Raw genomic sequence first — 20721 nt, 5'->3', positions numbered from 1 at the left:
TTGCCATGCGGCCGCGCCCTCGCATAGGGCCGGGCACCTCCCTTTCCGACGGACATCCAACGCGCATGGCACAGCTCATCATCACCGGCCGCGACGGCAGCGAGAAGATCGTCGAGGGCAAGGCCGGCTGGTCGGTGATGGAGAATATCCGCGACGCCGGCTTCGACGAGCTGCTCGCCTTGTGCGGCGGCTGCTGCAGCTGTGCGACCTGCCACGTCCATGTCGATCCGGAATGGGTGGCGACGCTGAAGCCGATGGACGGCGACGAGGACGACCTCCTCGACAGCTCCAGCCACCGCCAAGCCAACAGCCGGCTGTCCTGCCAGATCGAGTTCGGACCGGAGCTGGACGGGCTGAAAGTCCGGATCGCACCGGAGGACTAGGCTGCCTCCCCATCGAAGATGGGGAGGGGGACCAGGCGAAGCCTGGTGGAGGGGTATTCACTGGGTTCACGCTTCCCGCGGACGAGCCAAGGCGCCTCGCACATACCCCTCCACCACCCTGCGGGTGGTCCCCCTCCCCAAGCGTTCCGCTCGGGGAGGCAGAAGCTAGAACCTGATCACCGCCGTGGGCGTGGTGCTCGTCGTCGGCGTAACCTTCCAGACGACCCGCGCCGGCGGGCCGGCGGCGGCGCCGTCCTCGTTATTCTGCATCACGCGGTTCGCGTCGGTGGTGAGGGTGAAGGACCCCTCGCGTCCGGCGGTGCCCTTATCGGTGCCGGCGTCCGGCATACCTTGCTTCATGTCGCCAAAGCCGGGCGCCTTGATGCGCACGCTGCCGTCCTTCCGGACTTCCGCGACGATCCAGGGGATGATGGCAGTCGCATCCAGGTTCACCGGGTAGACGAAGCTGCGGTCGAGGGTGCCGCTCAGCGCGTAATCCACCTTGAACTTGTCGCCGCCGAGATATTCCACCGAGCGGTAGCCCTGCTCCTTCGACAGCGCCTCGGCGACCTCCTTGCGGCGCTGGATGGCTTCGACGGTGAGCGGCGCGGGCTTTGCCGTCTTCGCGTCCTTCGTATCCTTGCCGTCCGTGAACTGGGGGTCGTTGACGATCACCTCGCCCACATAGGTGAAGGTGAAGCTGCGGTCCTTGCGGATGTCCAGGGTGGAGACGAAGCGGCCGGGGCTGAGCAGGCAGGAGGCCAAGAGAAACGCCGCCGCCAGCGCCAGTGCGATCCGTGCTCTCGCCATATGCTTACCCCCCGCGCGTCCCCCCGGACGTTACGGCGGCGTATAGAGCAATTGCGGCGGCATTGGAAACGTTGAGGCTCTCCATGCGCGCGCCGATCGGCAGGCGGGCGAGGGCGTCGCAATGCTGGGCCGTGTTGTGGCGCATGCCTTCGCCCTCGGCGCCGAGAACCAGTGCGACGCGCGCCGGGCCGAGCGCCTCGGCAAGGCTCATCTCCGCCTCGCCGGCAAGGCCGATGCGCCAGAAGCCGGCGGCGGCGATATCGTCGAGGGCGCGGGCGAGGTTCACCACCCGCACCCACGGCACCGTCTCCAGCGCGCCGCTCGCAGCCTTGGCGAGGGCGCCGGACTCGGGCGGCGCGTGGCGGTCCTGGGTGACGAGGGCGAGCGCGTCGAAGGCGGCGGCGGAGCGCAGGATGGCGCCGACATTGTGCGGATCGGTGACCTGGTCGAGGATGAGGAGGGGGCGGCCGTCCTCCGCTTGGTCGAGCACGTCGGCGAGGAGGATGTCGTCCAATCGCTCGACCTCGGCGACGATGCCCTGGTGCGGCGCGTCCTTCGGCACCAGCCGGCCGAGGTCGGCGGCGTCGGCGAAGCTGGTGGGGACGTCGGACGGCAGGTCGAAGTCGGGCGCCGCCTCCCGCGTCACCCAGATCCGGGCGATGTCCCGCTCCGGGTTGGCGAGGGCCGCGGCGACGGCGTGGCGGCCCCAGAAGCGGGGGCGGTTCTCGGCCTTGGTCGCCTGGCGTGCCTTGCGTCGCATGGCGGCTCCATGGCCGCGCCGCCGCCCGCTGGCAAGCGCGCGGCGTTGACAGCCCGCCGCCCATTCGCCAATGGAGCGCCCTTCCCGAAGGGGCGCCGCTGGACAGGTGGCCGAGTGGTTAAAGGCAGCAGACTGTAAATCTGCCGGGCATGGCCCTACGCTGGTTCGAATCCAGCCCTGTCCACCACGGCGCCCCTCGGGCTAGGCGGGTATAGCTCAATGGTAGAGCACTAGCCTTCCAAGCTTGTGATGCGGGTTCGATCCCCGCTACCCGCTCCAGCCTTTCCTCCCTTCGCATCGTTACCGCGCCGTTAACCGGTCGCGCCTGCGAGTCCCGTTTCGAGGCGCGGGGAAACGGCGGCTGGACGGGCGCCCGCAGGGGACGTAGCCGCTGGTCCTGCGCCGCTTGGGCGCGACGGGGCGAACGATGACGAACGCGGCTTCATTGCGGGAAAAGGCGGCGGATTTGCGGATCCTGGCGCGCGACTATGCGCCCGACGTCGGCCTGCCCCTGGCGATGAAGGCGACGGCGCTGGAGCGGCTTGCGGCCGACCTCGAGCGTAACGGCCTCGAGCGGCGCCAGCCGCCGCTGACGCTCAAAGAGCGCGCCGCCCTTCCGCCGGGGCGGGTGTTCGGCAGGCGGGGACTGACCCCCGCCTGACGCACGCTGTCGTCTAGAACTTCACTTCCGCAGAGACCGTGAAGGAACGTCCGCGCGGATCGGCGACGCGGGGTTCCCACGAGCTGCCCGAGCCGGTGTTCGAATCGTAGGTGATCGCGAACGGCGGATCGGTGTTGAAGATGTTCTTCACGCCGCCGACGATGGTGAAGCGGTTGGCGAAGGTCTGCGAAATCGACGCATTGTAGATGATGTAGGGCTTCACCCGCGGGTTGAACTCTGGCCGGGTCGCGCTGCCCGGCAGCGCCTGGTTCGTATAGCCGTCGCGGTAGATCTGCGAGAAAGTCGCTCCGAAGCCGTCCTTTGTATAGCTGATGAAGGCGTTGTGCTTCCACTTGAGGCCGAGATCGCCGGCGAGGGAGAACACGCCCCGAAGGTTGCTGTACGGCAGGTTCGGCAGCAGCTTCTCGCGCTTCACGAGCAGCCAGGTGGCGTCGAAGCCGGCGAGCAAATTGCCGCCCATCACCGGGAAGCTGGCGCGGCCGGTGAAGTCGATGCCCTGCGTCCGGCGCGACCCGAAATTGCCCGTCGTGAGATCGACGAGGGTGATCACGCCGTTGGTGCGGGTGATGCGGCTGCCGAAGGCGTTGATGTTGGCGAGCAGCTGCTGGAGCGTGATCGTGCCGATCGTGTTGTCGACGGCGATCGACCAGAAGTCGGCGGTGAGGCTGAGCCGCGACGTCGGCTGGAAGACGACGCCGACGCTATATTCCTTCGCCGTTTCCGGCCCCAGCGCGGTGTTGCCGCCACCGAGCGTGTCCGGCGTGATCGCCTGGCAGCCCGGGTTGGTCGCCGAGACGACGCCGGACGGGCAGGTGGTCGGATCGACCAAGGTGTTGCCCGGGTTCGGCGATTGCAGCACGCCGTTATAGATCTGGTTGAAGGTCGGGACGCGGAACGCCGTGTTGTAGGACGCCCGGAACATCACCTGATCGACCGGCCTGAACCGCGCGGAGACCTTCGGATTGGTGGTCCTGCCGAAGCCGGTATAATCATCGACGCGGCCCGCGACTGAAATTTCGAGCTGCTTGACGATCGGGAACAGAGCCTCGGCATACGCCGCCTTGACGGTGCGGTTGAGGGTGCTCAGGGCGTTGGCGTTGTCGAAGGCGGCGTTGAAGATGTCGGGTTGGGTGCCGTCGCCATAAGGCGAGCCTTCGAAATGATAGCTTTCGCGGCGGTAATCGACGCCGGCGGCGATCTTCGCCATGCCGCCGGGGAGCCGGAACAGGCTTCCCGAGACGGAAGCGTCGAACTGCCGCGTCTCATATTTGCCACCGTAGAGTTTGACGCCGCGGGCGGAGACCGCCTCGAGCCCCGCAATGGCCTCCGGCGTCTGGGTCAGCGCGAAGGGGTTGAGGATGCCGCTGTTGAGCAGGCCGACGATGCCGGGGGCGCTGGCGCCGGGCGCGGTGGGCGCGCGCGGATCGACGCCGCCGATCACCGCATTCGGAATGCCGTGGGCCTTGGCGTAGGCGACTTCCTGCGCATTGCGGAACACGCCGGTATATTGATAGCCGCCGCCGAGCACGGAACTGGCGCTGCTGTTGGCGTAGCTCGCGCCGGCGCGGTAATCCCAGCCGTCCCACAGCGGCCCGTCGATACCGATCGTGGCGCGGAAGGTCTTGCTGTCGGTGTCATATTCGCGGCCGCCGCATTCGGTGCAGCGCCAGCGGTAGGTGATCGGCTTGCCGTAATTGGCGGCGACCGCGGGCAGCACCGAGACGATGCTGGCGTAGACCGCGTTGTAGGTTGGCGCGGTGAGCGCGTTCAACGGATAGGCGATCGGCAGGCTGGTGTTGTTCGCGCTATACTGGTTCGCCGAGAAGATCTTGGCGGACTTGGCGTCGGAGCCGGTCACTTCGGCGTAGATTTCGTGGCCGCCGAACCGCGCCGTGGCGCGGCCGTAATAAGTGAGCGTCTCGAGCGGCTGCTGGATCGTCGTCGCGCGGCCCGTGTCCCACGAACAGGCGAGGCCCGCCGTCGGGGTCGCCCAGAGCGCGGCGTCGTAATCCATGCCGCCGTCGACCGAGGCGCAGCCCGCGCCGCCGGGGAGGCGCAGGACGTTGACGCCGCCGGTCGGCGCCGTCGTCGTGCCGGGGATGAGGAAGCCCGGCTTGCCGACCAGCGAGGTCGTGCCGGTGGTGCCGCCGAGCAGGGTGCCGTTCTGGATGATGCCGATGCCGGCGGCCGAGGGGTTGATCGGGAAGGCGGTGCCGATCGGCGTGCCGCGGGTGTCGATCGACAGGCCGCGATTGGGCTGGTTGCCGTTCACGAAGTCGCGGTCGTTGCCGAACAGGGCGCCGTTCCAGCTCTTGCTGACCGCGGCCATGATGTTGAAGCCCTGCTTTTCGAGCTTGCCGTAGCCGACGGTGGCCGAAAGGCGGCGGATCGGCGCATCGCCTTCCTGGGTGATGTCGTTGAAGGCGGCGAGATCGATGCCGGTGAAGTTCGTCTTGGTGATGAAGTTGATGACGCCGCCGACGGCGTCGGTGCCGTAGATCGCCGAGGCGCCGTCCTTCAGCACCTCGACGCGGTCGATGGCGGCGAACGGGATCTGGTTCACGTCGACGGCCGAGCCCTGCAGGCCGTGGGCGGCGACGCGGCGGCCGTTCAGGAGGATGAGGGTCGAGGCGCTGCCCTGGCCGCGCAGGTTCGCGGCGGAGAGGCCGTTGGTGCCGCGCGCCGCGCCGCTGACGACATCCGAGTTGGACGAGAGGTTGTCGGCGCCGTTGCCGTTGTCGGTGAGATAGGAGATCAACTGCTCGGGATTGACGATGCCCTCACGCGAGAGGTCGCGGGTGGTGATGATCTGGAGCGGCAGGGCGCTGTTGTTCGGATCCTGCTTGATGCGGGAGCCGGTGACGATGATCGCATTGCCCTGCTCCGCAGGCTCCTGGCGGTCGGCGGTAAGGTCCGCATCCGTCTTCGGCGTCTCGGCACCGGTCGGCGTCGCCGCTTCCCTGGTGTCCTGCGGTTGCGGAACGGTCTGAGCCGAGGCGCCGCCGGCCAGCGAAACCAGGGCCGTGAGCGCGGTTCCGGAAACGAGAATCCGCCGCAGGCGCGTCGAGTGAGCCATCATAATCCCCCATTGAGGTCCGCCGCCCCGGCGGAGTGGCGCATATGGGACATAAAAATGCCCGCGGCGCCAGAGGCTTTTGCAAAGCCGCCCACAGTTTTGTGACAAGGATCAATTCTCGGCGGCAACGAGCTCCAGCGCGGCATCGATCGCCTTCACCGCGCCGGCGCCCTCAGGGATGTCGTTGGCGAACGCCGCAAAGGCGAGGGTGCGCCCGCTCTTCGCCACCAAATAGCCGACCAGCGCGGACGTCTGGTTCAGCGATCCCGTCTTGGCGAACAGCCGCCCCTGGAGCGGCCCGCCGTGGAACCGCCGTGCGAGGGTGCCGTCGACGCCGCCGACCGGGAAGGCTTCGCGCCAGGCGCTGCCCCAGGGCTGATGCGATGCCCAGCGCAGAAAGGTCACCGCGCCGCGCGGGGAGAGGCGGTTGTAGGTCGACATGCCGGCGCCGTCGGAAAACTCCGCCTGCCGTTGCGGCACGCCGGCTTGGTCGAGCAGGACCCGCACCGCCTTGACGCCCTCGGCGACGGAGCCGCCGCCGCCGCCGAGGCGCGCCAGCCTCCGCAGGAACAGCTCGGCATGGAGGTTCTGGCTGACCTTCGCGGTTTGGGTGAGGTCGGCGTGGAGCGGCGGCGGCGTCAGCCGGGCGAGGAGCTCGCCGTGCGACGACGTCGGCGGTGCGGCCCCCGCTGGACGGTGCCGCGCCAGCACCGCGCCCGTCACGCGCACCCCCCGCGCCTCCAGCAGAGCCTTGAGGCGCCATGCGGCGAAGTCGGCGGGATCGTCGATGCCGAGGCGGATGCGCTGCGGCTTGGCGCCCGCCGCGATCGTGCCGGTGAGGCGAAGATCGCGGCTGAGCGGCAGCCGTTCGACGTCGAGATCGCTGACTCCGCCGGCCGGGCCGGTGACCGCTTCGTTGCGCAGGATGAAATAGGGCGCGAGCGCCACCGTCGGCCGCTGTCCGGGTGCGGAAGGCGTCACCAGGAGCGGCAGCTCGTTGTCGTCGAGGGTCAACGCCGAAGCGGCCGTCCCCGAGGCCGTGGGGATGTTGTTCCAGCTCATCCCCTGGCTCCACCTCTGGTCTGGAAAGGCCGTGTCGTCGCCGATCACGTTGCCGACCTCCCGCACCTTCGCCGCGACCGCGTCGGCAAGGGCGGCGAGGCAATCCTCGGCGCAGCCGGGCGCACTCGACAGCCGGGCATCGCCATGGCCTTCGAGCACGACGTCCTGCGCCGCGGCGCCGTGGCGTTCGAGCAGGACGCTCGCTCCGCCGTTCGCGTCGGGTTGTTCGATCCCGGGAAGATCGGCGAAAACGGCCGCGATGGTAAACATCTTGGTCGTGGAGGCGGGAACGAAGCGGCCTTCCGGGGAGATCGCAACGAGCTCGCGGCCGTCGTCCGTGGCGACGACGAGGCCGAAGCGTGTCCCCGGCCCCGCCTCGGCGAGTTTCGCCTCGACCCGTGACTGGAGCGTGGGCGCCTGCGCCTGCGCCGGCACCTCGCACACCAGCGCGACAAGCGCCGGTAGCATCGCCCAGCCTCTGTACCCCCTGATCATGGAGCGGGTTCTAGGGGCGTGCCGGCATTCCGCCTAGGCCTCTCTCCAGCGTCCCTTGGCCGCTGCCCTAGTGCGTGGCCTCGCCGCGCAGCCACGCCATCAGTTCGCTGAACGGGATGAGCTGGTTGAACGAGATGCCCGCCAGCCCGTTCGCGCACCACCGCACGACGCCGTGCACCGGCCGGAACTTGTCCAGCGTCAGCACGATCTGGCGGTCGATCTCGACGGGCTCGTCGGTCTCGATCTTGACACCCCCCTGCGAAATGTCGCGCGTGTTGACGCCGTAGACGCAGGCGCCGCAGCGCAAGGTCGCGAGCCGGTCGACCTCGACGCGGGGCAGCCGCGGCCGCCAGCCATTCTCCAGCACCGCCTGGCTGGACAGCATCTCGGAGACGTCGATCGGGGCGTCGAACTGGACGCCGATATTGGACCCCTCCGCCCAGATCACCGTGCCCGGCACCTGGTGATTGGTCTTGAGCTCGATCGAGACCGCCTCGCCCGTCGCATGATGGGAATAGACATGGGCCATGAGGCCGCCGGCGGAGATGTTGCGGATGAGGCAGAGTTCGCGGCCCTCGCGGCCGATGAGCGCGCCGACGCGCAGGATGGTGAGGTGCCGCGGCTGGTTGCGGCGCTCGGCCGCCGGCGGCTGCGGCGCGCGCTCCGAAAAGGAGAAGATCGTCTCGTCGTGAAACTCGTTCGCCAGCATCTTACCCCGCCTGTCCCCTGAAGCCCGGTCAGAAGATCCCCCACGGACCTAAAAACCATAGCAGGCGAGAGGTTTAAGAAGTTCTTACGGGCGCTTGCGTGAAACCCGGCACGGGGGGCCAAAACCGTTCACGGCTTGCTTACCATTCCCGGTTACCAACGGCCTCCATGAACGCAGAGTTGAAGATCGCACGGCCGGTTGCGGCCTATGTCCGGCCTCGCTCTGCGGTGAGCGGCGGCGTCGGCGCGGTCGGCGTCCTCGGCCTCATTGCTTGGGTGCTGATCGCCCGCCAATATGAATTTTCGGGGCCGCACGCGTCGCTATGCGCGGTGGTGGCGTGCGGCGTGCCGATGCTGCTCTGGTCAATCCTCGTCGACAAGGTGCATCTGAGCCCGACCAACGGCATCGATTGGGCCTCGCCGCCGCGGCCGCTGGCGCAGAGCCTCGACGTCACTCTGGTCAAGCTCACCGGATTGTGGGCAACGTGGGCGGCGATCGCCTTTCTCTACTGCATGGGCCGCTGGTATTGGTCGGACCCGTATCTCTTCTCGATGAAGATGTTCGGGCTCGCCGCCGCGCCTTTGCTACTCGTCTCCATCCCCTACCTGGCGTGGATCGACCGGCGCCTGAAGGAGCCGCGGGACGGGGCCTGGCATTTCGGCCAGATGCTGCTCGGACGGCCGTTCGACCGCGAGCCGGTCTACGACCATGTCCGCTGCTGGGCGATCAAGGCCTTCTTCCTCGCCTTCATGGTTGCGATCGTGCCGGGCAATTGGTTTGGCGTGGTGACGCCGACGGCGGCGCAGATCGGCACGAATGTGGTGTCCATGACCCAGTGGCTGATCGTCACCATGTTCATGGTCGACACGACCATCGCCACGGTCGGCTACGTCTTCACGATGAAGCCGCTCGACGCCCACATCCGCTCGGCCAATCCTTATGCGGCGGGCTGGATGGCGGCGCTGATCTGCTATCCGCCGTTTGTGATGATGAGCGGCGGCGGACCGCTCAACTACCGCTTCGCCAATTTTGGCGAGGACGGCTGGGCGCACTGGCTAGAGGGGCATCCGGTGCTGCTCGGCATCTGGGCGGTGCTGCTCGTTGCGCTGACCGCCATCTACGCCTGGGCGACGGTGGCGTTCGGGCCGCGCTTCTCGAACCTCACCCACCGCGGCATCGTCACCCACGGCCCTTATAGCTGGACCAAGCACCCCGCCTACCTCTCGAAGAACAGCTTCTGGTGGCTGGCCACCCTGCCGTTCTTCGCGACGACCGGGAACGTCACGGACATGGTCCGCAACACCTTCATCCTGGGGATGGTGAACGGCGTCTATTACTGGCGCGCGCGGACCGAGGAACGGCACTTGATGGCCGACCCAGCCTACCGCGAATATGCCGCCTGGGCCGCCGAGCATGCGCCCATCACCCGCGCGCTCAACCGCCTCTGGCGCCTGGCGCGCAGGCGCCCCGCGCCGCTGCCGCTGCCCGCCGAGTGAAGGGGCGGGCGCCGGTCAAGGGGCCGAAACCCTCCACGAGATGCCCTGGCTGACGACGCTCTTCATCGCCTTGCCGCCCACATCGCGGGCGGGATGGAATTTCGCCCGCTGCCGCAGCACGATGCACGTCATAGCGTCGAGCGACGCATTGCCGCTGGTCTCTTCGAGCAGGCAGTCGCGAACCTTGCCCTCTTCGTCGATGAGCAAAGTGACCCGCGCGTTGCCGCCATCCTGCTCCCGGATCGCCTGCCACGGATAGTCGCCGGAACTGAAGTAGCGGCTGAGTGGCAACAGCGGCTGCGCGGGGGTTGCGATCTTCTCCTGCGCGGCGGCCGAAAGGTTCCAATGCGCCTGCAGATCGGCATTGCACCGCGTGAGGGCAGTCATGACGTTGCCGACCGTCGGAATCGCAAACGCCTTCGCTCCCCAATGGTCGGCGTGGACACGAACCTCGCGCGCACCGGCGATCCCGCCCAGCGCGTCGGCACCCAGTGTGGCGAGCAGAACCTGCTGGGGCGTCGTCTTGCTACCGTAGAGCAAGGCCGTCGTCTTGAACGTGCGGCCTGCGAACTGATAGCTCGCCGAGACGTGCTGGGCACCTTCGCGGCGGCCTGGCCCGATGACGAAGATCTGCAGCAGGTTGTTGCGCGGCGAGGGCCGCAGGACGAGCTGAAGCGGCTTGGCCGAGTCGCCATATTCGCGTGTCGCGGTGCAATAGGTTTCGGCATAATCGACGACCCACCGCTTGGTCGGCGGCATCGGCGGCTGCGGTTCGGCCGGCGCGGCGGCAAAGGCCGCGAGGAGCAAGGTAACGGCCATAATCATGTTCCTTGTGGCTAATGCCGCGGCGGCTCGGCAGGCTCCTTGCGCGCCTGCGGCGGCTAGATGCGCAACAGGTTGGCGAGGATACGGTTGCCGACCGGGGTGAGGATCGACTCCGGATGGAATTGCAGCCCCGCCTGACGTGCCACCGGATCGCTGATCGCCATCGCCATACCGTCGACCTCCGCATGGACCCGGAAACGGGGCGGCAGGTTGCGGGTGCAGAGCGAATGGTAGCGGCCGATCTGGACCGGACTATCGAGCCCTTCGAAGGGGCCGGTGCCGTCGTGGCGGACTATCGAGGACTTGCCGTGCACCGGCTCCGGCGCCCGCTCCACCGTTCCGCCCGCCTCCAGCACGATCGCCTGGTGGCCGAGACAGATGCCGGCGAGCGGCACCCGTCCTTTGGCCAGCGCGACGAGTTCGAGGCAGCAGCCGGCCTGCTCCGGCGTCCCCGGTCCCGGGGAGAGGAGGAGAGTGGCTCCGGTCGCTTCCGCCTCGGCCAGCGCGGCGGTGGCGGAGACGCTGCTGCGGAGCACCCGCACCTTGCTTCCGAGCCGCTGGATGGCTTCGACCAGGTTGAAGGTGAAGCTATCGAGATTGTCGATGAGCAGAACCGGGTTCATGCCGCCTCTCCCGCCGAGGCCGCGGCGATGGCGGAAAGCACCGCCGACGCCTTGCGCCGCGTCTCGTCGGCTTCCTTCTGCGGATCGCTGTCATGGACCACGCCGGCGCCGGCGCGGACGAAGGCGGTGCCGTCCTTGACCACGGCGGAGCGGATGACGACGCCGGTGTCGAGCGCGCCTTCGCCGTTCACCCAGCCGACGGCGCCGCCATAGGGCCCGCGCTTGGTCCGCTCGGCACGGCGGAGGAGCTCGGTGGCCTTGAGCTTGGGGGCGCCCGAGAGCGTGCCGACGTTGAGGCAGGCGGCGAGCGCATGAAAGGCGTCGTAGCCGATGGCGAGGGTGCCCTTCACCGACGAGACGAGGTGCATGACTCGTGCGTAGCGCTCGACGCTCATTAGCCTCGCGACGTGGCGGGTGCCGGGGACGCTGACGCGGGCGACGTCGTTGCGGGCGAGATCCACCAGCATCATGTGCTCGGCGATTTCCTTGCCGTCGAGCCGTAGGTCGGCCTCCATCCGGTCGTCCTCGTCGGCATCGGCGCCGCGCGGGCGGGTGCCGGCGATCGGCTTCACCTCGAGCATTGGCCAGCCTTCCTCGCGCACGATCCGCACCGAGGTTTCGGGCGACGCGCCGAAGAGGGTGTGCTCGGGCGCGGCGACGAAGAACATGTAGGGGGAGGGGTCCAGACGCCGCACCGCCGCGAAGGCGCGGAGCGGGTCGGGGCAGGGCGCGCGGAAGGTGCGGGAGGGCACGATCTGGTAGACGTCGCCAGCGAGGATATGCGCCTTCATGGCGGAGACGACGGCACTGTAGGCGGCATCGTCGAGATCGGCCTCCGCGTCCGTGGGAGTCGGGCGCACGGGGGCGGCCTCGATCACCGGCAGCGCCGCCTCGCACCGTTCGGCAAGCGCAGCGAGGCGCTCGGCAGCGGCGAAATGGGCCCGCTTCGCCTCCTCGCCGTCGTCGGTGGCGAAGCCTGTGCAGACGAGGCGCGGGGCAAGGCCGGGCTCCGCAACGACCAGCGATTCGGCCAGCCAGAAGATGTAGTCGGGAAAGCCGAGCGCATCCTCGGCCGGCGCCGGCAGCGCTTCGAGGAAATCGACATGGTCGAAGGCGACGACGCCGAGGCAGGCGAGGGCGAAGGGTTCGTCCGGCGTTTCGGAGCGAAGCGCCGTCGTCACCGCCCGCAGGGCATCGAACGGGGAGGGGGCGAGCAGCCGCGCCTCGGCATCGTCGCCCTCGGGCGGCGGGAAGCGCAGGCGGAGGGTGTCGGCACTCTCGCCCGCGACCAGGTGGGGGAGGCCCCTCGCAGCGGCGCGGAGGATGGCCGGACCACCGGTCCCCAGCGCCGTCAGCGTCACCTCGTAGCCACGGCATTCGATGCGGACCGCCGCCTGGTCGAGGATCAGGCTTGGCCCCGCCAGGGTCTCCAGCAGCATCGTGTCACGCCGCCGGCCATGGTCCGACAGCGCCGCGTAGAGCGCGAGGCGATCGGGGGCGCCGGTGAGGCGGCGCGTCAGCGCCCGCGCCGTGCCGCAGGCGGGGATCGGCGCGCTCATGCCGCGAGCTGGCGGCCCACCGCCGCGCAGATCGGCGCCAGGCTCGCCATCAACTGCTCGAACTGCGCCGGATAGAGCGACTGCGCACCGTCGGACCAGGCGACGGCGGGGTTCTCGTGCACCTCGACGAGGATGCCGTCCGCGCCGCACGCCGCCGCCGCCAGCGCCATCGGCACGACCAAGTCGCGGATGCCGGTGCCGTGGGAGGGGTCGACGAGGACGGGGAGGTGGGTCTTCTGCTTGATGTAGGGGATGGCGTTCAGGTCGAGCGTGTTGCGGGTGGCCGTCTCGAAGGTGCGGATGCCGCGCTCGCACAGCACCACCTGCTCATTGCCCTCGGCGAGGAGATATTCCGCCGCGAGCAGCAGATCCTCGACCTTCGCCGCCATGCCGCGCTTCAGCACGACCGGCTTGCCCGAGCGCCCCACGGCGCGGAGGAGGGCGTAATTCTGCATGTTGCGGGCGCCGATCTGCAGCGCGTCTGCATATTCCGAGACGATTTCGACGTCCGACGTCTCCATCACCTCGGTCACCACCGGCAGCCCGAACTCGTCGCCCGTGGCACGCAGGATCTTGAGGCCTTCGACGCCGTGACCCTGGAAGGCATAGGGGCTGGTCCGCGGCTTGTAGGCGCCGGCGCGGATGCCGTGGGCGCCGGCCTTTTTCGTCGCCGCGATGGTATTGCGCATCTGGCTCTCGGTTTCGACCGCGCAGGGCCCCGCGATGACGGTGAAGCCGCGGCCGCCGATCGCCGTCTTGCCGAGGCGCACTACCGTGTCGTGCGGGTGCATCTCGCGGCTGACGAGCTTGTAGGGGGCGAGGATCGGCTTCAGCGCCTCGACCATCGGGTGGCTCTCCAATGCCAGCTCGGCCAGCACCCGCTCGTCGCCCAGCGCGCCGAGGACGACGCGCTCGGCGCCGGGCATGTGGAGCGGCTTCAAGCCCTTGGCGGCAATGCGGTCGAGCAGCTCCTGCGCGACTTCGGGGGTGGCTTCGGGCTTCAGGACGATGATCATCTGCATGGCTTTCGGATCGAGGGAATAAAAAAAGCCCGCCGGAGGGGCGGGCCTGCTGTCGCTGTGAGGGAAGACTCTTGGTGTCTTCAGGTCGTGCGAAGAGGGCGCGCCGCGGCAGAAAGGGCCGGCCAGCGCCACCAGCGCGCGGAAACGCCGCACGCAAAGTTCGAAAAGAGAAGGCTTTCCATTGCCATAGGGCCCTAAGGCTAAAGCGCTGGACGGGGCCTGACAAGCCGCTTTGTCGGCGCGGCGTTGCGAAGGCGCGGCGGGCGTGGGAGGAAGGCGGCCCGTCGTCCTCCCGGAGGCCTTCATCCATGCTCGACCGCCGCCGCTTCCTCGCCGCCTCAGCGTCCGCCGCCGCACTGTCGGCCGTCCCCGTCAAGGCCGCCCCGGCGGCGTCCGCCGACGCGGCGGCCGAAACGACGCTCTCCGGCATCGCCGAGGCGCTGCTGCGCGAGCATCCGGAGAATGCGACGACGCTCGGCCTCGACAAGGGTGCGCGCGCCGCGCTGAAGGCCCGCCTCAGCGACCGGTCCCTCGCCGGCAAGGCCCGCGAGGCGGCGGAGGTGACGGCGCGGCTGGCGCAGCTGCGGGCGGTGCCGAGGAACCGGCTCGGCGCCTCGGCGCTGCTCGATCTCGAGGTGGTCGAGACGGCCCACCGCACCGCCGCCGAGGGATTCCGCTTCCCCTATGGCGACGTGATGACGCTGAATACGAACTGGTCGTACCGCAACTCGCCTTATGCGGTGGCGCAGAATTTCGGCGCCTTCGTCGAGACGCCTGACCTGCTCGATTCGAACCACGTGGTCGCGACACCGGCCGACGCCGAAGCCTATGTTGCGCGCATCCACGCTTATGCCGGGCAGCTCGACGGCGAAACGGAGCGGCTGCGCCACGACGCTGGGCTCGGCGTAATCCTGCCCGATTTCCTCCTCGACAAGACGATCCGGCAGATGACGTCCGCCCGCGCCAGAGCGATCGGCGAATGGGGCCTCGTCTCGTCCCTCGCCCGCCGCACCAGCGGCATGCCCGGCGACTTCGCGGGGCGCGCCGCGCGGCTGGTGGAGGCGGAGGTGGCGCCGGCGATCGACCGGCAGCTGGCGGAACTGGCCCGGGAGCGCGCCCACGCCGACAGCCGCGCCGGCTGCTGGAAATTGCCGCAGGGCGACGCCTTCTACGCCTGGTGCCTGCGCGCCGGCACCACGACCACCCGCAAGCCGGACGAGGTCCACCGGATGGGCATCGAGCAGCTGGCGCAGCTGCAGGGGCGGATGGAGCCGATCCTGCGCTCCCTGGGCTTCACCCAAGGCAGCGTCGGCGCGCGCATGGCGGCGCTCGGCAATGACCCCAAATACCTGTTCCCGAACACCGACGCGGGCCGCAAGCAGATCCTCGATTATCTGAACGGCCGCGTCGCCGTCATCCGCGCCCGCCTGCCGCGCGCCTTCGCCACCCTCGTTCGGGGCAACCTCATCATCAAGCGCGTGCCGCCCGACATCGAGGCCGGCGCTCCCGGCGGCTATGCCGCGGCGGGGACGATCGACGGCTCGGTTCCCGGCAATTATTATATCAACCTGCGCGACACCTCGATCTGGCCGCGCCACGCGCTGCCGACGCTCACCTATCACGAGGGCATTCCCGGCCACGTCTGGCAGGGGGAATACACCTACAAGCTGCCGCTGATCCGTTCGCTCCTGGCCTTCAACGCTTACTCGGAAGGCTGGGCCCTCTACGCCGAGCAGCTCGCCGACGAGCTCGGCGTCTACGACGGCGATCCGGTCGGCCGCCTCGGCTACCTCCAGTCCCTCGCCTTCCGCTGCTGCCGCCTGGTCGTCGACACCGGCATCCATGCCAAACGGTGGACGCGGGCGCAGGCGATCCAATGGTTCGTCGACACCAACGGCTCGACGCACGAGGAAGTGCAGGGCGAAGTCGACCGTTATTGCGCATGGCCCGGCCAGGCCTGCGGCTACAAGGTGGGGCACAGCGAGATCAACCGCCTGCGCGACAAGGCGAAGGCGGGACTGGGGGCGAAGTTCGACCTGCGCACGTTCGACGATGCGCTGGTGCTCGGGGGAAACGTCCCGCTCACGCTGCTGGAGCGGGTGATCGATCGTCACATCGCCGAGCGGCGGACGTGAACCGCCGGACGATGGGGCTAGCGTTCGTTAGTCTCGCCCTCATCGGTGCTGCGCCGGCCAAGCACGCGATTCCGGATCGGAACTACGGCGCGTGGCGCTTCCATGAAGGCGCGCAGGAGGTGACGGTACAGGGCGTCGGCACAGTACGGGGCCAGTATGAAATCGCCATCGAGGCGACATCCGCGGATGGTGCGATCGGCTGGTCGATCACGACGGACGGCGACGGTCTGCTCGTCAGCACGGCCTATCACGCGGGGACTGGAATCGTCGCGATCAGACTCCGCGGCATACCGGCGGGCAAAACTCCTGCCCGCGCAATCGTCGAGGAGCTTCAGGGCCAGCTCGTGTCGTTGGACACCGAGAAGAAAGCTGGATTGATCCCGCGTTACCGGCAGCAGATCGCCGCTCTCGAGCCCGATCTGGCGCGAGCGATCCCGCTGATGCGCAGCGAGGCGAAGCGCCTCTTCCGGGGCATCCGGCCTCCCAAGTGCAAGGACTGCCTGATGTAGGAGGCGTTACCGGATGTCGGACAGCTCCACCCCCTTGGTCTCCCGTGCCAGCAAAGCGGTGAGGCCGCTCACGGCGCAGGCCACAGCCACGTAGATCGCCACCGGCAGCGCCGAATGGCTGCGCTGGTAGAGCCACAGGGCGATGATCGGGGCGAGGGAGCCGGCGACGATCGAGGTCAGCTGGTAGGCGATCGAGGCGCCGGAATAGCGGATGCGGGTGGGGAACAGTTCCGCGATGAACGCGGCCTGCGGGCCGTACATGGCGCCGTGGAGGAGGAGGGCGATGACCACCGCGGCCACGACCTCGACGCGGTCGCCGCTCCCCAGCATCCGGAAGAAGGCGAAGGCGAAGGCGGCGAGGCCGAGGCCGCCGGCGGCGTAGACGATGCGGCGGCCGATGCCATCGGAAAGGGCGCCGAGCGCGGGGATGGCGACGAAATGGACCGCCGAGCCGATGAGGATCGACTGTAGGGCGGCGTTGCGGCTGAGCTTCGCCACCTCCGTGATCCAGGTGATCGAGAAGACGGTGATCACGTAATAGGAGATGTTCTCGCCGAGCCTGAGGCCGGCGCCGGTGAGGAGCGCTCGGGGCCGCTCGCTCAGCACCTCCAACGCCGGCACCTTCGGCGGCGGAGCGGCGGCGATCTCCTCCTCGAAGGTGCGGCTTTCGGCGACCGAGCTTCGGATCCACCAGCCGATGGCGACGAGGATGGACGAGGCGAGGAAGGGAATTCGCCAGCCCCAGGCACGAAAATCGGCGTCGCTCTGCAGCGAGGACATCAGCGCCAGCACGCCGGAGGCGAGCACCAGCCCCGCCGGGACACCCGCCTGCGGCCAACTCGTCCAGAAGCCGCGGCGGCGGGCGTCGCCATGCTCGGCGGCGAGGAGCACCGCCCCGCCCCACTCGCCGCCGACGGCGAAGCCCTGGACGAGGCGGAGAAGGACGAGCGCGATGGGTGCCCAGATGCCGATCTGCGCATGGGTGGGGAGGAGGCCGATGAGGGTGGTGGCGAGGCCCATCAGGACAAGGCTCAGCATCAGCAGACGCTTCCTGCCGATGCGGTCGCCGAAATGGCCGAAGACGATGCCGCCCACTGGCCGCGCCACGAAGCCGAGCGCATAGGTGGTGAAGGCGAGGAGGGTGCCGGTCAGCGGCTCATATTGCGGGAAGAAGAGCTTGTTGAACACGAGGGCGGCGGCCGAGCCGTAGAGAAAGAAATCATACCATTCGACGGTGGTGCCGATGAGGCTGGCGGCGACGACGCGCCTGAGGTGCCCGCTGTCCCAGGTGCCCGCCCCCTCCGCTGCCGCCATCCATCCTCTCCCGTGTTTGCCGGGACCTTAGCCGCAAGTCCGGCGCCCGCGCCAGAACTTGAAGCCGCGGCGCGGGCGGCGTAGCCGGAGCGGCATGCGCACGCTCCTCCCGCTCCTCCCGCTCCTCGCTTTGCCCACCGCCGCCGGCGCCCAGCCCGCCGACCTCCCGCGCCTCCGCGCCGAGGCCGGGCGGGTGACGATCACCCGCGACGACTGGGGCATCGCCCATGTCCGCGGCAAGACCGACGCCGATGCGGTGTTCGGCATGATCTATGCCCAGGCCGAGGACGACTTCAACCGGGTCGAGACCAACTACCTGACGGCCCTCGGCCGCACCGCCGAGGCGGAAGGGGAGAAGGCGATCTGGGCCGACCTGCGCGCGCGGCTCTACATGCAGCCGGACTTCCTCCAAGTCCGCTATGCGGCCAGTCCCGTATGGCTCAAGCGGCTTATGAACGCCTGGGCGGACGGCCTCAATTTCTACCTCGCCACCCATCCCGACGTGCACCCGCGGGCTATCACGCGGTTCGAGCCGTGGATGGCGCTGTCCTTCACCGAGGGCTCGATCGGCGGGGATATCGAGCGCATCGATCTGGCGCAGCTGGAAGCCTTCTACGGACACGGTGGCCTCCAGGTGGCCGGTGTGACGCCGCAGCGCGACCCGGAGCCGAAGGGCTCGAACGGCATCGCCATCGCGCCGAGAAACAGTGTGGGGCACCACGCCCTCCTGCTCATCAATCCCCATACCAGCTTCTTCTTCCGCTCCGAGCAGCAGGTGACGAGCGACGAGGGGCTGGACGTCTACGGCGCCGCGACCTGGGGGCAGTTCTTCATCTACCAGGGCTTCAACCGCCACGCCGGCTGGATGCACACGTCGAGCGGCGTCGACAGCGTCGATGAGTTCGCGGAGACGATCGTGCGCCGGGGCGGGCGGCTCTTCTACAGATACGGCGCCGAGGAACGGCCGGTGCTGACCTCGACGGTGACGGTCCCTTATCGCGCCGGCAACGGGACGATGAAGAGCCGTAGCTTCACAATCTACCGCACCCATCACGGCCCGATCGTCCGCGCCGAGGGCGGTAAGTGGGTGGCGTTCGCGATGATGCACAAGCCGATCGAAGCGCTGGAACAGTCCTTCCTGCGCACGCGGGCGCGCGACCTCGCCGAGTTCAGCCGCATCGCCGACCTCAAGGCGAACAGCTCGAACAACACGCTGTTCGCCGATGACAAGGGCGAGATCGCCTATCTCCACCCGCAGTTCATCCCGGTCCGCAACGACCGCTTCGACTACACCAAGGTCGTGGACGGCAGCGATCCGCGCACCGACTGGCGCGGGCTGCACCCGCTCGCGGCGACGCCCAACATCCGCAATCCGGCGAGCGGCTTCGTCCAGAACACCAACAACTGGCCGTGGAATGCCGGCGGTGTCGGCGGCATCCCCGCCGCCCGCTTCCCCCGCTACATGGACACGGCCGGCGAGACGCCGCGCGGGCTCCACGCGCTGCGGGTGCTGGACGGGCGGCACGATTTCACCCTGGAGGGCCTGCGCGCCGCGGCCTACGATCCATACCTCACAGCCTTCGCGCGGCTGATTCCCGGGCTGCTCAAGGCCTATGATGCCGCGCCGGATCCTGCGCTGGCGGGGCAAATCGCGGCCTTGCGCGGCTGGGACTATCGCTGGAGCGCCGAGTCCGTGCCGACCTCGCTCGCCGTCTTCTGGGGCGAGGAGATGGTGAAGCGGGCATCGGGCGGTCAGTTCCTCGCCGGAATGGCCACGTACGACCGGATCGACGCGGCGCCGGCTGCCGTAAAGGTTGCGGCCCTGGCCGCCGCCTCCGAGCGGCTGCGGCGCGACTTCGGGCGGTGGGAGGTACCGTGGGGCGAGATCAACCGGTTCCAACGCCTCACCGCCGACATCGTCCATCCGTTCAGCGACGCCGGCGCCAGCATCCCCGTTCCCTTCGCCTCGGCGCGCTGGGGCTCCCTCGCGTCGTTCGGCGCCGCGCCGAGGAACGGCAGCAAGCGCTGGTACGGGACGAGCGGCAACAGCTTCGTCGCGGTCGTCGAATTCGGCCCCCGCGTCCGCGCCCGCGCGGTGACGGCCGGCGGCGAGAGCGGGAATCCCCGCTCGCCCCATTTCAACGACCAGGCGGAGCGTTACGAGAGCGGCAATTTGCGCGAAGTCTATTTCTGGCCCGACCAGCTCAAGGGGCATGTCGAGCGGAGCTACCGCCCCGGCGAATGATCCGCCAGCTCGTCGGTCGCGCGGACGAGGCCGTCGAGGATGCCCGGCTCGGCGAAGCTGTGGCCGCCGTCGGGGACGATCCTGAGGTTCGCCTCCGGCCACGCACCATGGAGGTTCCAGGCGGCGACGGGGGGCGTGCAGGTGTCGTGACGGCCCTGGACGATGATGCCCGGTATGTGACGGATCTTGGCCGCATCGCGGAGCAGCTGGCCGTCCTCCAGCCAGCCGCGGTTCGCCATGTAGTGGTTCTCGATGCGCGCGATGGCGACAGCGTGTCCGTCCTCCACCGAGGCGGCGACGAGTTGCGGGTTGGGGAGCAGGGTGACCACCTCCGCCTCCCACCGGCTCCACGCCCTGGCGGCTGTGAGGCGCACCTGAGGATCAGGATCGTCGAGACGCCTTCCGTAGGCGGCGACGAGGTCGTCCCGCTCGCCCTCCAGGATCGGTTCTAGGAACGCTTCCCACTTGTCGGGATAGACCTGCGACGCGCCGCCGGGGCGGTAGAGCCAATCCACCTCATATTGCTCGAAGGTGAAAACACCGCGCAGGATCAGGCCGGTCGCCCGTTCGGGGCGCTTCTGGGCGTAGGCCAAAGCGAGCGTAGACCCCCAGGAGCCGCCGAAGACCAGCCACTGCTCGACGCCGGCCAGTTCACGCAGCTTCTCGATGTCGGCAACGAGGTGCCAGGTCGTGTTCGCCTCGAGGCTGGCATGCGGCTTCGAGCGGCCGCAGCCGCGCTGGTCGAAGAGGAGAACGTTGTAGCGCTCCGGATCGAACAGCCGCCGGTGGTCCGGGCTGCAGCCGGCGCCGGGGCCGCCGTGCAGAAACACCGCCGGCTTGCCCTCCGGGTTGCCGGAGAGCTCCCAATAGAGGCTGTGGCCATCACCGACGTCGAGCCAGCCCGAGCGGTATGGCTCTATCCGCGGATAGAGCGTGCGGCGTTCCCCGGTGACCATGTGCCGTTCCCCACGTCACCCCGGACTAGATCCGGGGTCCATGAACAGAAGCGTTCGCGG

Annotated in this window: 17 protein-coding genes and 2 tRNA genes; 8 read left to right on the top strand and 11 right to left on the bottom strand. The window is 68.9% G+C overall.

Annotated elements, in window-relative coordinates; genetic code table 11:
- Window positions 1-65 precede the first annotated feature (65 nt).
- Entirely contained in the window at window positions 66-383 is a 318-nt protein-coding gene (locus tag VGC56_RS03535) for a 2Fe-2S iron-sulfur cluster-binding protein (RefSeq protein WP_464123322.1), read from the top strand.
- Window positions 384-548: 165 nt separating this feature from the next.
- On the opposite strand, the gene VGC56_RS03530 is transcribed toward VGC56_RS03535, so the two are convergent.
- Entirely contained in the window at window positions 549-1193 is a 645-nt protein-coding gene (locus VGC56_RS03530; RefSeq protein WP_464123321.1) for a hypothetical protein, read from the bottom strand.
- A 4-nt stretch (window positions 1194-1197) separates the two neighbouring features.
- Window positions 1198-1953, bottom strand: coding sequence for a TrmH family RNA methyltransferase (locus tag VGC56_RS03525; RefSeq protein ID WP_464123320.1), 756 nt, complete (start codon window positions 1951-1953; stop codon window positions 1198-1200).
- Window positions 1954-2053: 100 nt separating this feature from the next.
- Between VGC56_RS03525 and VGC56_RS03520 the strand changes: the two genes are divergently transcribed.
- The 3 genes from VGC56_RS03520 to VGC56_RS03510 all read left to right on the top strand — a co-directional run bounded on the left by VGC56_RS03520 (window position 2054) and on the right by VGC56_RS03510 (window position 2614).
- Window positions 2054-2140 (top strand) — tRNA-Tyr (locus tag VGC56_RS03520).
- Between the two features lie 18 nt (window positions 2141-2158).
- Window positions 2159-2232: transfer RNA gene (locus VGC56_RS03515), tRNA-Gly, on the top strand.
- A gap of 148 nt (window positions 2233-2380) precedes the next feature.
- Window positions 2381-2614: a hypothetical protein gene (locus VGC56_RS03510; RefSeq protein WP_464123319.1), complete on the top strand. Its 234-nt coding sequence runs from the start codon at window positions 2381-2383 to the stop codon at window positions 2612-2614.
- A 13-nt stretch (window positions 2615-2627) separates the two neighbouring features.
- On the opposite strand, the gene VGC56_RS03505 is transcribed toward VGC56_RS03510, so the two are convergent.
- The 3 genes from VGC56_RS03505 to VGC56_RS03495 all read right to left on the bottom strand — a co-directional run bounded on the left by VGC56_RS03505 (window position 2628) and on the right by VGC56_RS03495 (window position 7977).
- Window positions 2628-5711 (bottom strand): TonB-dependent receptor domain-containing protein, encoded by a 3084-nt coding sequence (locus VGC56_RS03505; RefSeq protein ID WP_464123318.1) that lies wholly within the window; start codon window positions 5709-5711, stop codon window positions 2628-2630.
- Window positions 5712-5822: 111 nt separating this feature from the next.
- On the bottom strand, window positions 5823-7268 hold the full coding sequence (dacB, locus tag VGC56_RS03500; protein WP_464123317.1) for a D-alanyl-D-alanine carboxypeptidase/D-alanyl-D-alanine endopeptidase: 1446 nt from the start codon (window positions 7266-7268) through the stop codon (window positions 5823-5825).
- Between the two features lie 67 nt (window positions 7269-7335).
- Window positions 7336-7977 carry a PilZ domain-containing protein gene (locus VGC56_RS03495; protein WP_464123316.1) on the bottom strand — a complete coding sequence of 214 codons (642 nt, stop codon included), beginning with the start codon at window positions 7975-7977 and terminating at the stop codon, window positions 7336-7338.
- A 167-nt stretch (window positions 7978-8144) separates the two neighbouring features.
- On the opposite strand from VGC56_RS03495, the gene VGC56_RS03490 reads away from it, so the two are divergent.
- Complete coding sequence (locus VGC56_RS03490) at window positions 8145-9473, top strand: methyltransferase family protein (RefSeq protein WP_464123315.1); 1329 nt, start codon at window positions 8145-8147, stop codon at window positions 9471-9473.
- Between the two features lie 15 nt (window positions 9474-9488).
- Here the strand turns inward: VGC56_RS03490 and VGC56_RS03485 are convergent, their stop codons facing one another.
- The 4 genes from VGC56_RS03485 to aroF all read right to left on the bottom strand — a co-directional run bounded on the left by VGC56_RS03485 (window position 9489) and on the right by aroF (window position 13502).
- Window positions 9489-10292, bottom strand: a complete 804-nt coding sequence (locus VGC56_RS03485; RefSeq protein WP_464123314.1) for an energy transducer TonB — start codon at window positions 10290-10292, stop codon at window positions 9489-9491.
- Between the two features lie 62 nt (window positions 10293-10354).
- Entirely contained in the window at window positions 10355-10921 is a 567-nt protein-coding gene (locus VGC56_RS03480) for an anthranilate synthase component II (RefSeq protein WP_464123313.1), read from the bottom strand.
- Window positions 10918-12480 carry an anthranilate synthase component 1 gene (locus VGC56_RS03475; RefSeq protein ID WP_464123312.1) on the bottom strand — a complete coding sequence of 521 codons (1563 nt, stop codon included), beginning with the start codon at window positions 12478-12480 and terminating at the stop codon, window positions 10918-10920. Before VGC56_RS03475 ends, VGC56_RS03480 begins: the two co-directional genes overlap by 4 nt.
- Entirely contained in the window at window positions 12477-13502 is a 1026-nt protein-coding gene (gene aroF, locus VGC56_RS03470) for a 3-deoxy-7-phosphoheptulonate synthase (RefSeq protein WP_464123311.1), read from the bottom strand. The genes VGC56_RS03475 and aroF overlap by 4 nt, the downstream gene beginning before the upstream one ends.
- A gap of 308 nt (window positions 13503-13810) precedes the next feature.
- Here aroF and VGC56_RS03465 point away from each other — a divergent pair, with 308 nt between their 5' ends.
- Together VGC56_RS03465 and VGC56_RS03460 are read left to right on the top strand one after the other, a co-directional pair.
- Entirely contained in the window at window positions 13811-15637 is a 1827-nt protein-coding gene (locus VGC56_RS03465; protein WP_464123310.1) for a DUF885 domain-containing protein, read from the top strand.
- 11 nt (window positions 15638-15648) lie between these two features.
- Window positions 15649-16146, top strand: a complete 498-nt coding sequence (locus VGC56_RS03460) for a hypothetical protein (protein ID WP_464123309.1) — start codon at window positions 15649-15651, stop codon at window positions 16144-16146.
- A 6-nt stretch (window positions 16147-16152) separates the two neighbouring features.
- On the opposite strand, the gene VGC56_RS03455 is transcribed toward VGC56_RS03460, so the two are convergent.
- Window positions 16153-17460 carry an MFS transporter gene (locus VGC56_RS03455; RefSeq protein ID WP_464123308.1) on the bottom strand — a complete coding sequence of 436 codons (1308 nt, stop codon included), beginning with the start codon at window positions 17458-17460 and terminating at the stop codon, window positions 16153-16155.
- A gap of 94 nt (window positions 17461-17554) precedes the next feature.
- On the opposite strand from VGC56_RS03455, the gene VGC56_RS03450 reads away from it, so the two are divergent.
- Window positions 17555-19705 (top strand): penicillin acylase family protein, encoded by a 2151-nt coding sequence (locus tag VGC56_RS03450; protein WP_464123307.1) that lies wholly within the window; start codon window positions 17555-17557, stop codon window positions 19703-19705.
- Here VGC56_RS03450 and pip read toward each other — a convergent pair.
- On the bottom strand, window positions 19687-20661 hold the full coding sequence (gene pip, locus VGC56_RS03445) for a prolyl aminopeptidase (protein WP_464123306.1): 975 nt from the start codon (window positions 20659-20661) through the stop codon (window positions 19687-19689). The genes VGC56_RS03450 and pip overlap by 19 nt on opposite strands.
- Window positions 20662-20721: the final 60 nt, after the last annotated feature.

The sequence above is a fragment of the Allosphingosinicella sp. genome, from assembly GCF_036403745.1.
GTDB lineage: Bacteria > Pseudomonadota > Alphaproteobacteria > Sphingomonadales > Sphingomonadaceae > Allosphingosinicella.
This window is presented reverse-complemented; position numbering and strand designations above follow the sequence as displayed.

What these genes read in the sequence shown, in the direction of transcription:
- VGC56_RS03480 (WP_464123313.1), bottom strand. Translation starts at nt 10,921, where the DNA reads ATGAACCCGGTTCTGCTCATCGACAATCTCGATAGCTTCACCTTCAAC.
- VGC56_RS03490 (WP_464123315.1), top strand. Translation starts at nt 8,145, where the DNA reads ATGAACGCAGAGTTGAAGATCGCACGGCCGGTTGCGGCCTATGTCCGG.
- VGC56_RS03485 (WP_464123314.1), bottom strand. Translation starts at nt 10,292, where the DNA reads ATGGCCGTTACCTTGCTCCTCGCGGCCTTTGCCGCCGCGCCGGCCGAA.
- VGC56_RS03530 (WP_464123321.1), bottom strand. Translation starts at nt 1,193, where the DNA reads ATGGCGAGAGCACGGATCGCACTGGCGCTGGCGGCGGCGTTTCTCTTG.
- aroF (WP_464123311.1), bottom strand. Translation starts at nt 13,502, where the DNA reads ATGCAGATGATCATCGTCCTGAAGCCCGAAGCCACCCCCGAAGTCGCG.
- VGC56_RS03510 (WP_464123319.1), top strand. Translation starts at nt 2,381, where the DNA reads ATGACGAACGCGGCTTCATTGCGGGAAAAGGCGGCGGATTTGCGGATC.
- VGC56_RS03460 (WP_464123309.1), top strand. Translation starts at nt 15,649, where the DNA reads ATGGGGCTAGCGTTCGTTAGTCTCGCCCTCATCGGTGCTGCGCCGGCC.
- VGC56_RS03475 (WP_464123312.1), bottom strand. Translation starts at nt 12,480, where the DNA reads ATGAGCGCGCCGATCCCCGCCTGCGGCACGGCGCGGGCGCTGACGCGC.
- dacB (WP_464123317.1), bottom strand. Translation starts at nt 7,268, where the DNA reads ATGATCAGGGGGTACAGAGGCTGGGCGATGCTACCGGCGCTTGTCGCG.
- VGC56_RS03455 (WP_464123308.1), bottom strand. Translation starts at nt 17,460, where the DNA reads ATGGCGGCAGCGGAGGGGGCGGGCACCTGGGACAGCGGGCACCTCAGG.
- VGC56_RS03450 (WP_464123307.1), top strand. Translation starts at nt 17,555, where the DNA reads ATGCGCACGCTCCTCCCGCTCCTCCCGCTCCTCGCTTTGCCCACCGCC.
- VGC56_RS03505 (WP_464123318.1), bottom strand. Translation starts at nt 5,711, where the DNA reads ATGGCTCACTCGACGCGCCTGCGGCGGATTCTCGTTTCCGGAACCGCG.
- pip (WP_464123306.1), bottom strand. Translation starts at nt 20,661, where the DNA reads ATGGTCACCGGGGAACGCCGCACGCTCTATCCGCGGATAGAGCCATAC.
- VGC56_RS03535 (WP_464123322.1), top strand. Translation starts at nt 66, where the DNA reads ATGGCACAGCTCATCATCACCGGCCGCGACGGCAGCGAGAAGATCGTC.
- VGC56_RS03495 (WP_464123316.1), bottom strand. Translation starts at nt 7,977, where the DNA reads ATGCTGGCGAACGAGTTTCACGACGAGACGATCTTCTCCTTTTCGGAG.
- VGC56_RS03525 (WP_464123320.1), bottom strand. Translation starts at nt 1,953, where the DNA reads ATGCGACGCAAGGCACGCCAGGCGACCAAGGCCGAGAACCGCCCCCGC.
- VGC56_RS03465 (WP_464123310.1), top strand. Translation starts at nt 13,811, where the DNA reads ATGCTCGACCGCCGCCGCTTCCTCGCCGCCTCAGCGTCCGCCGCCGCA.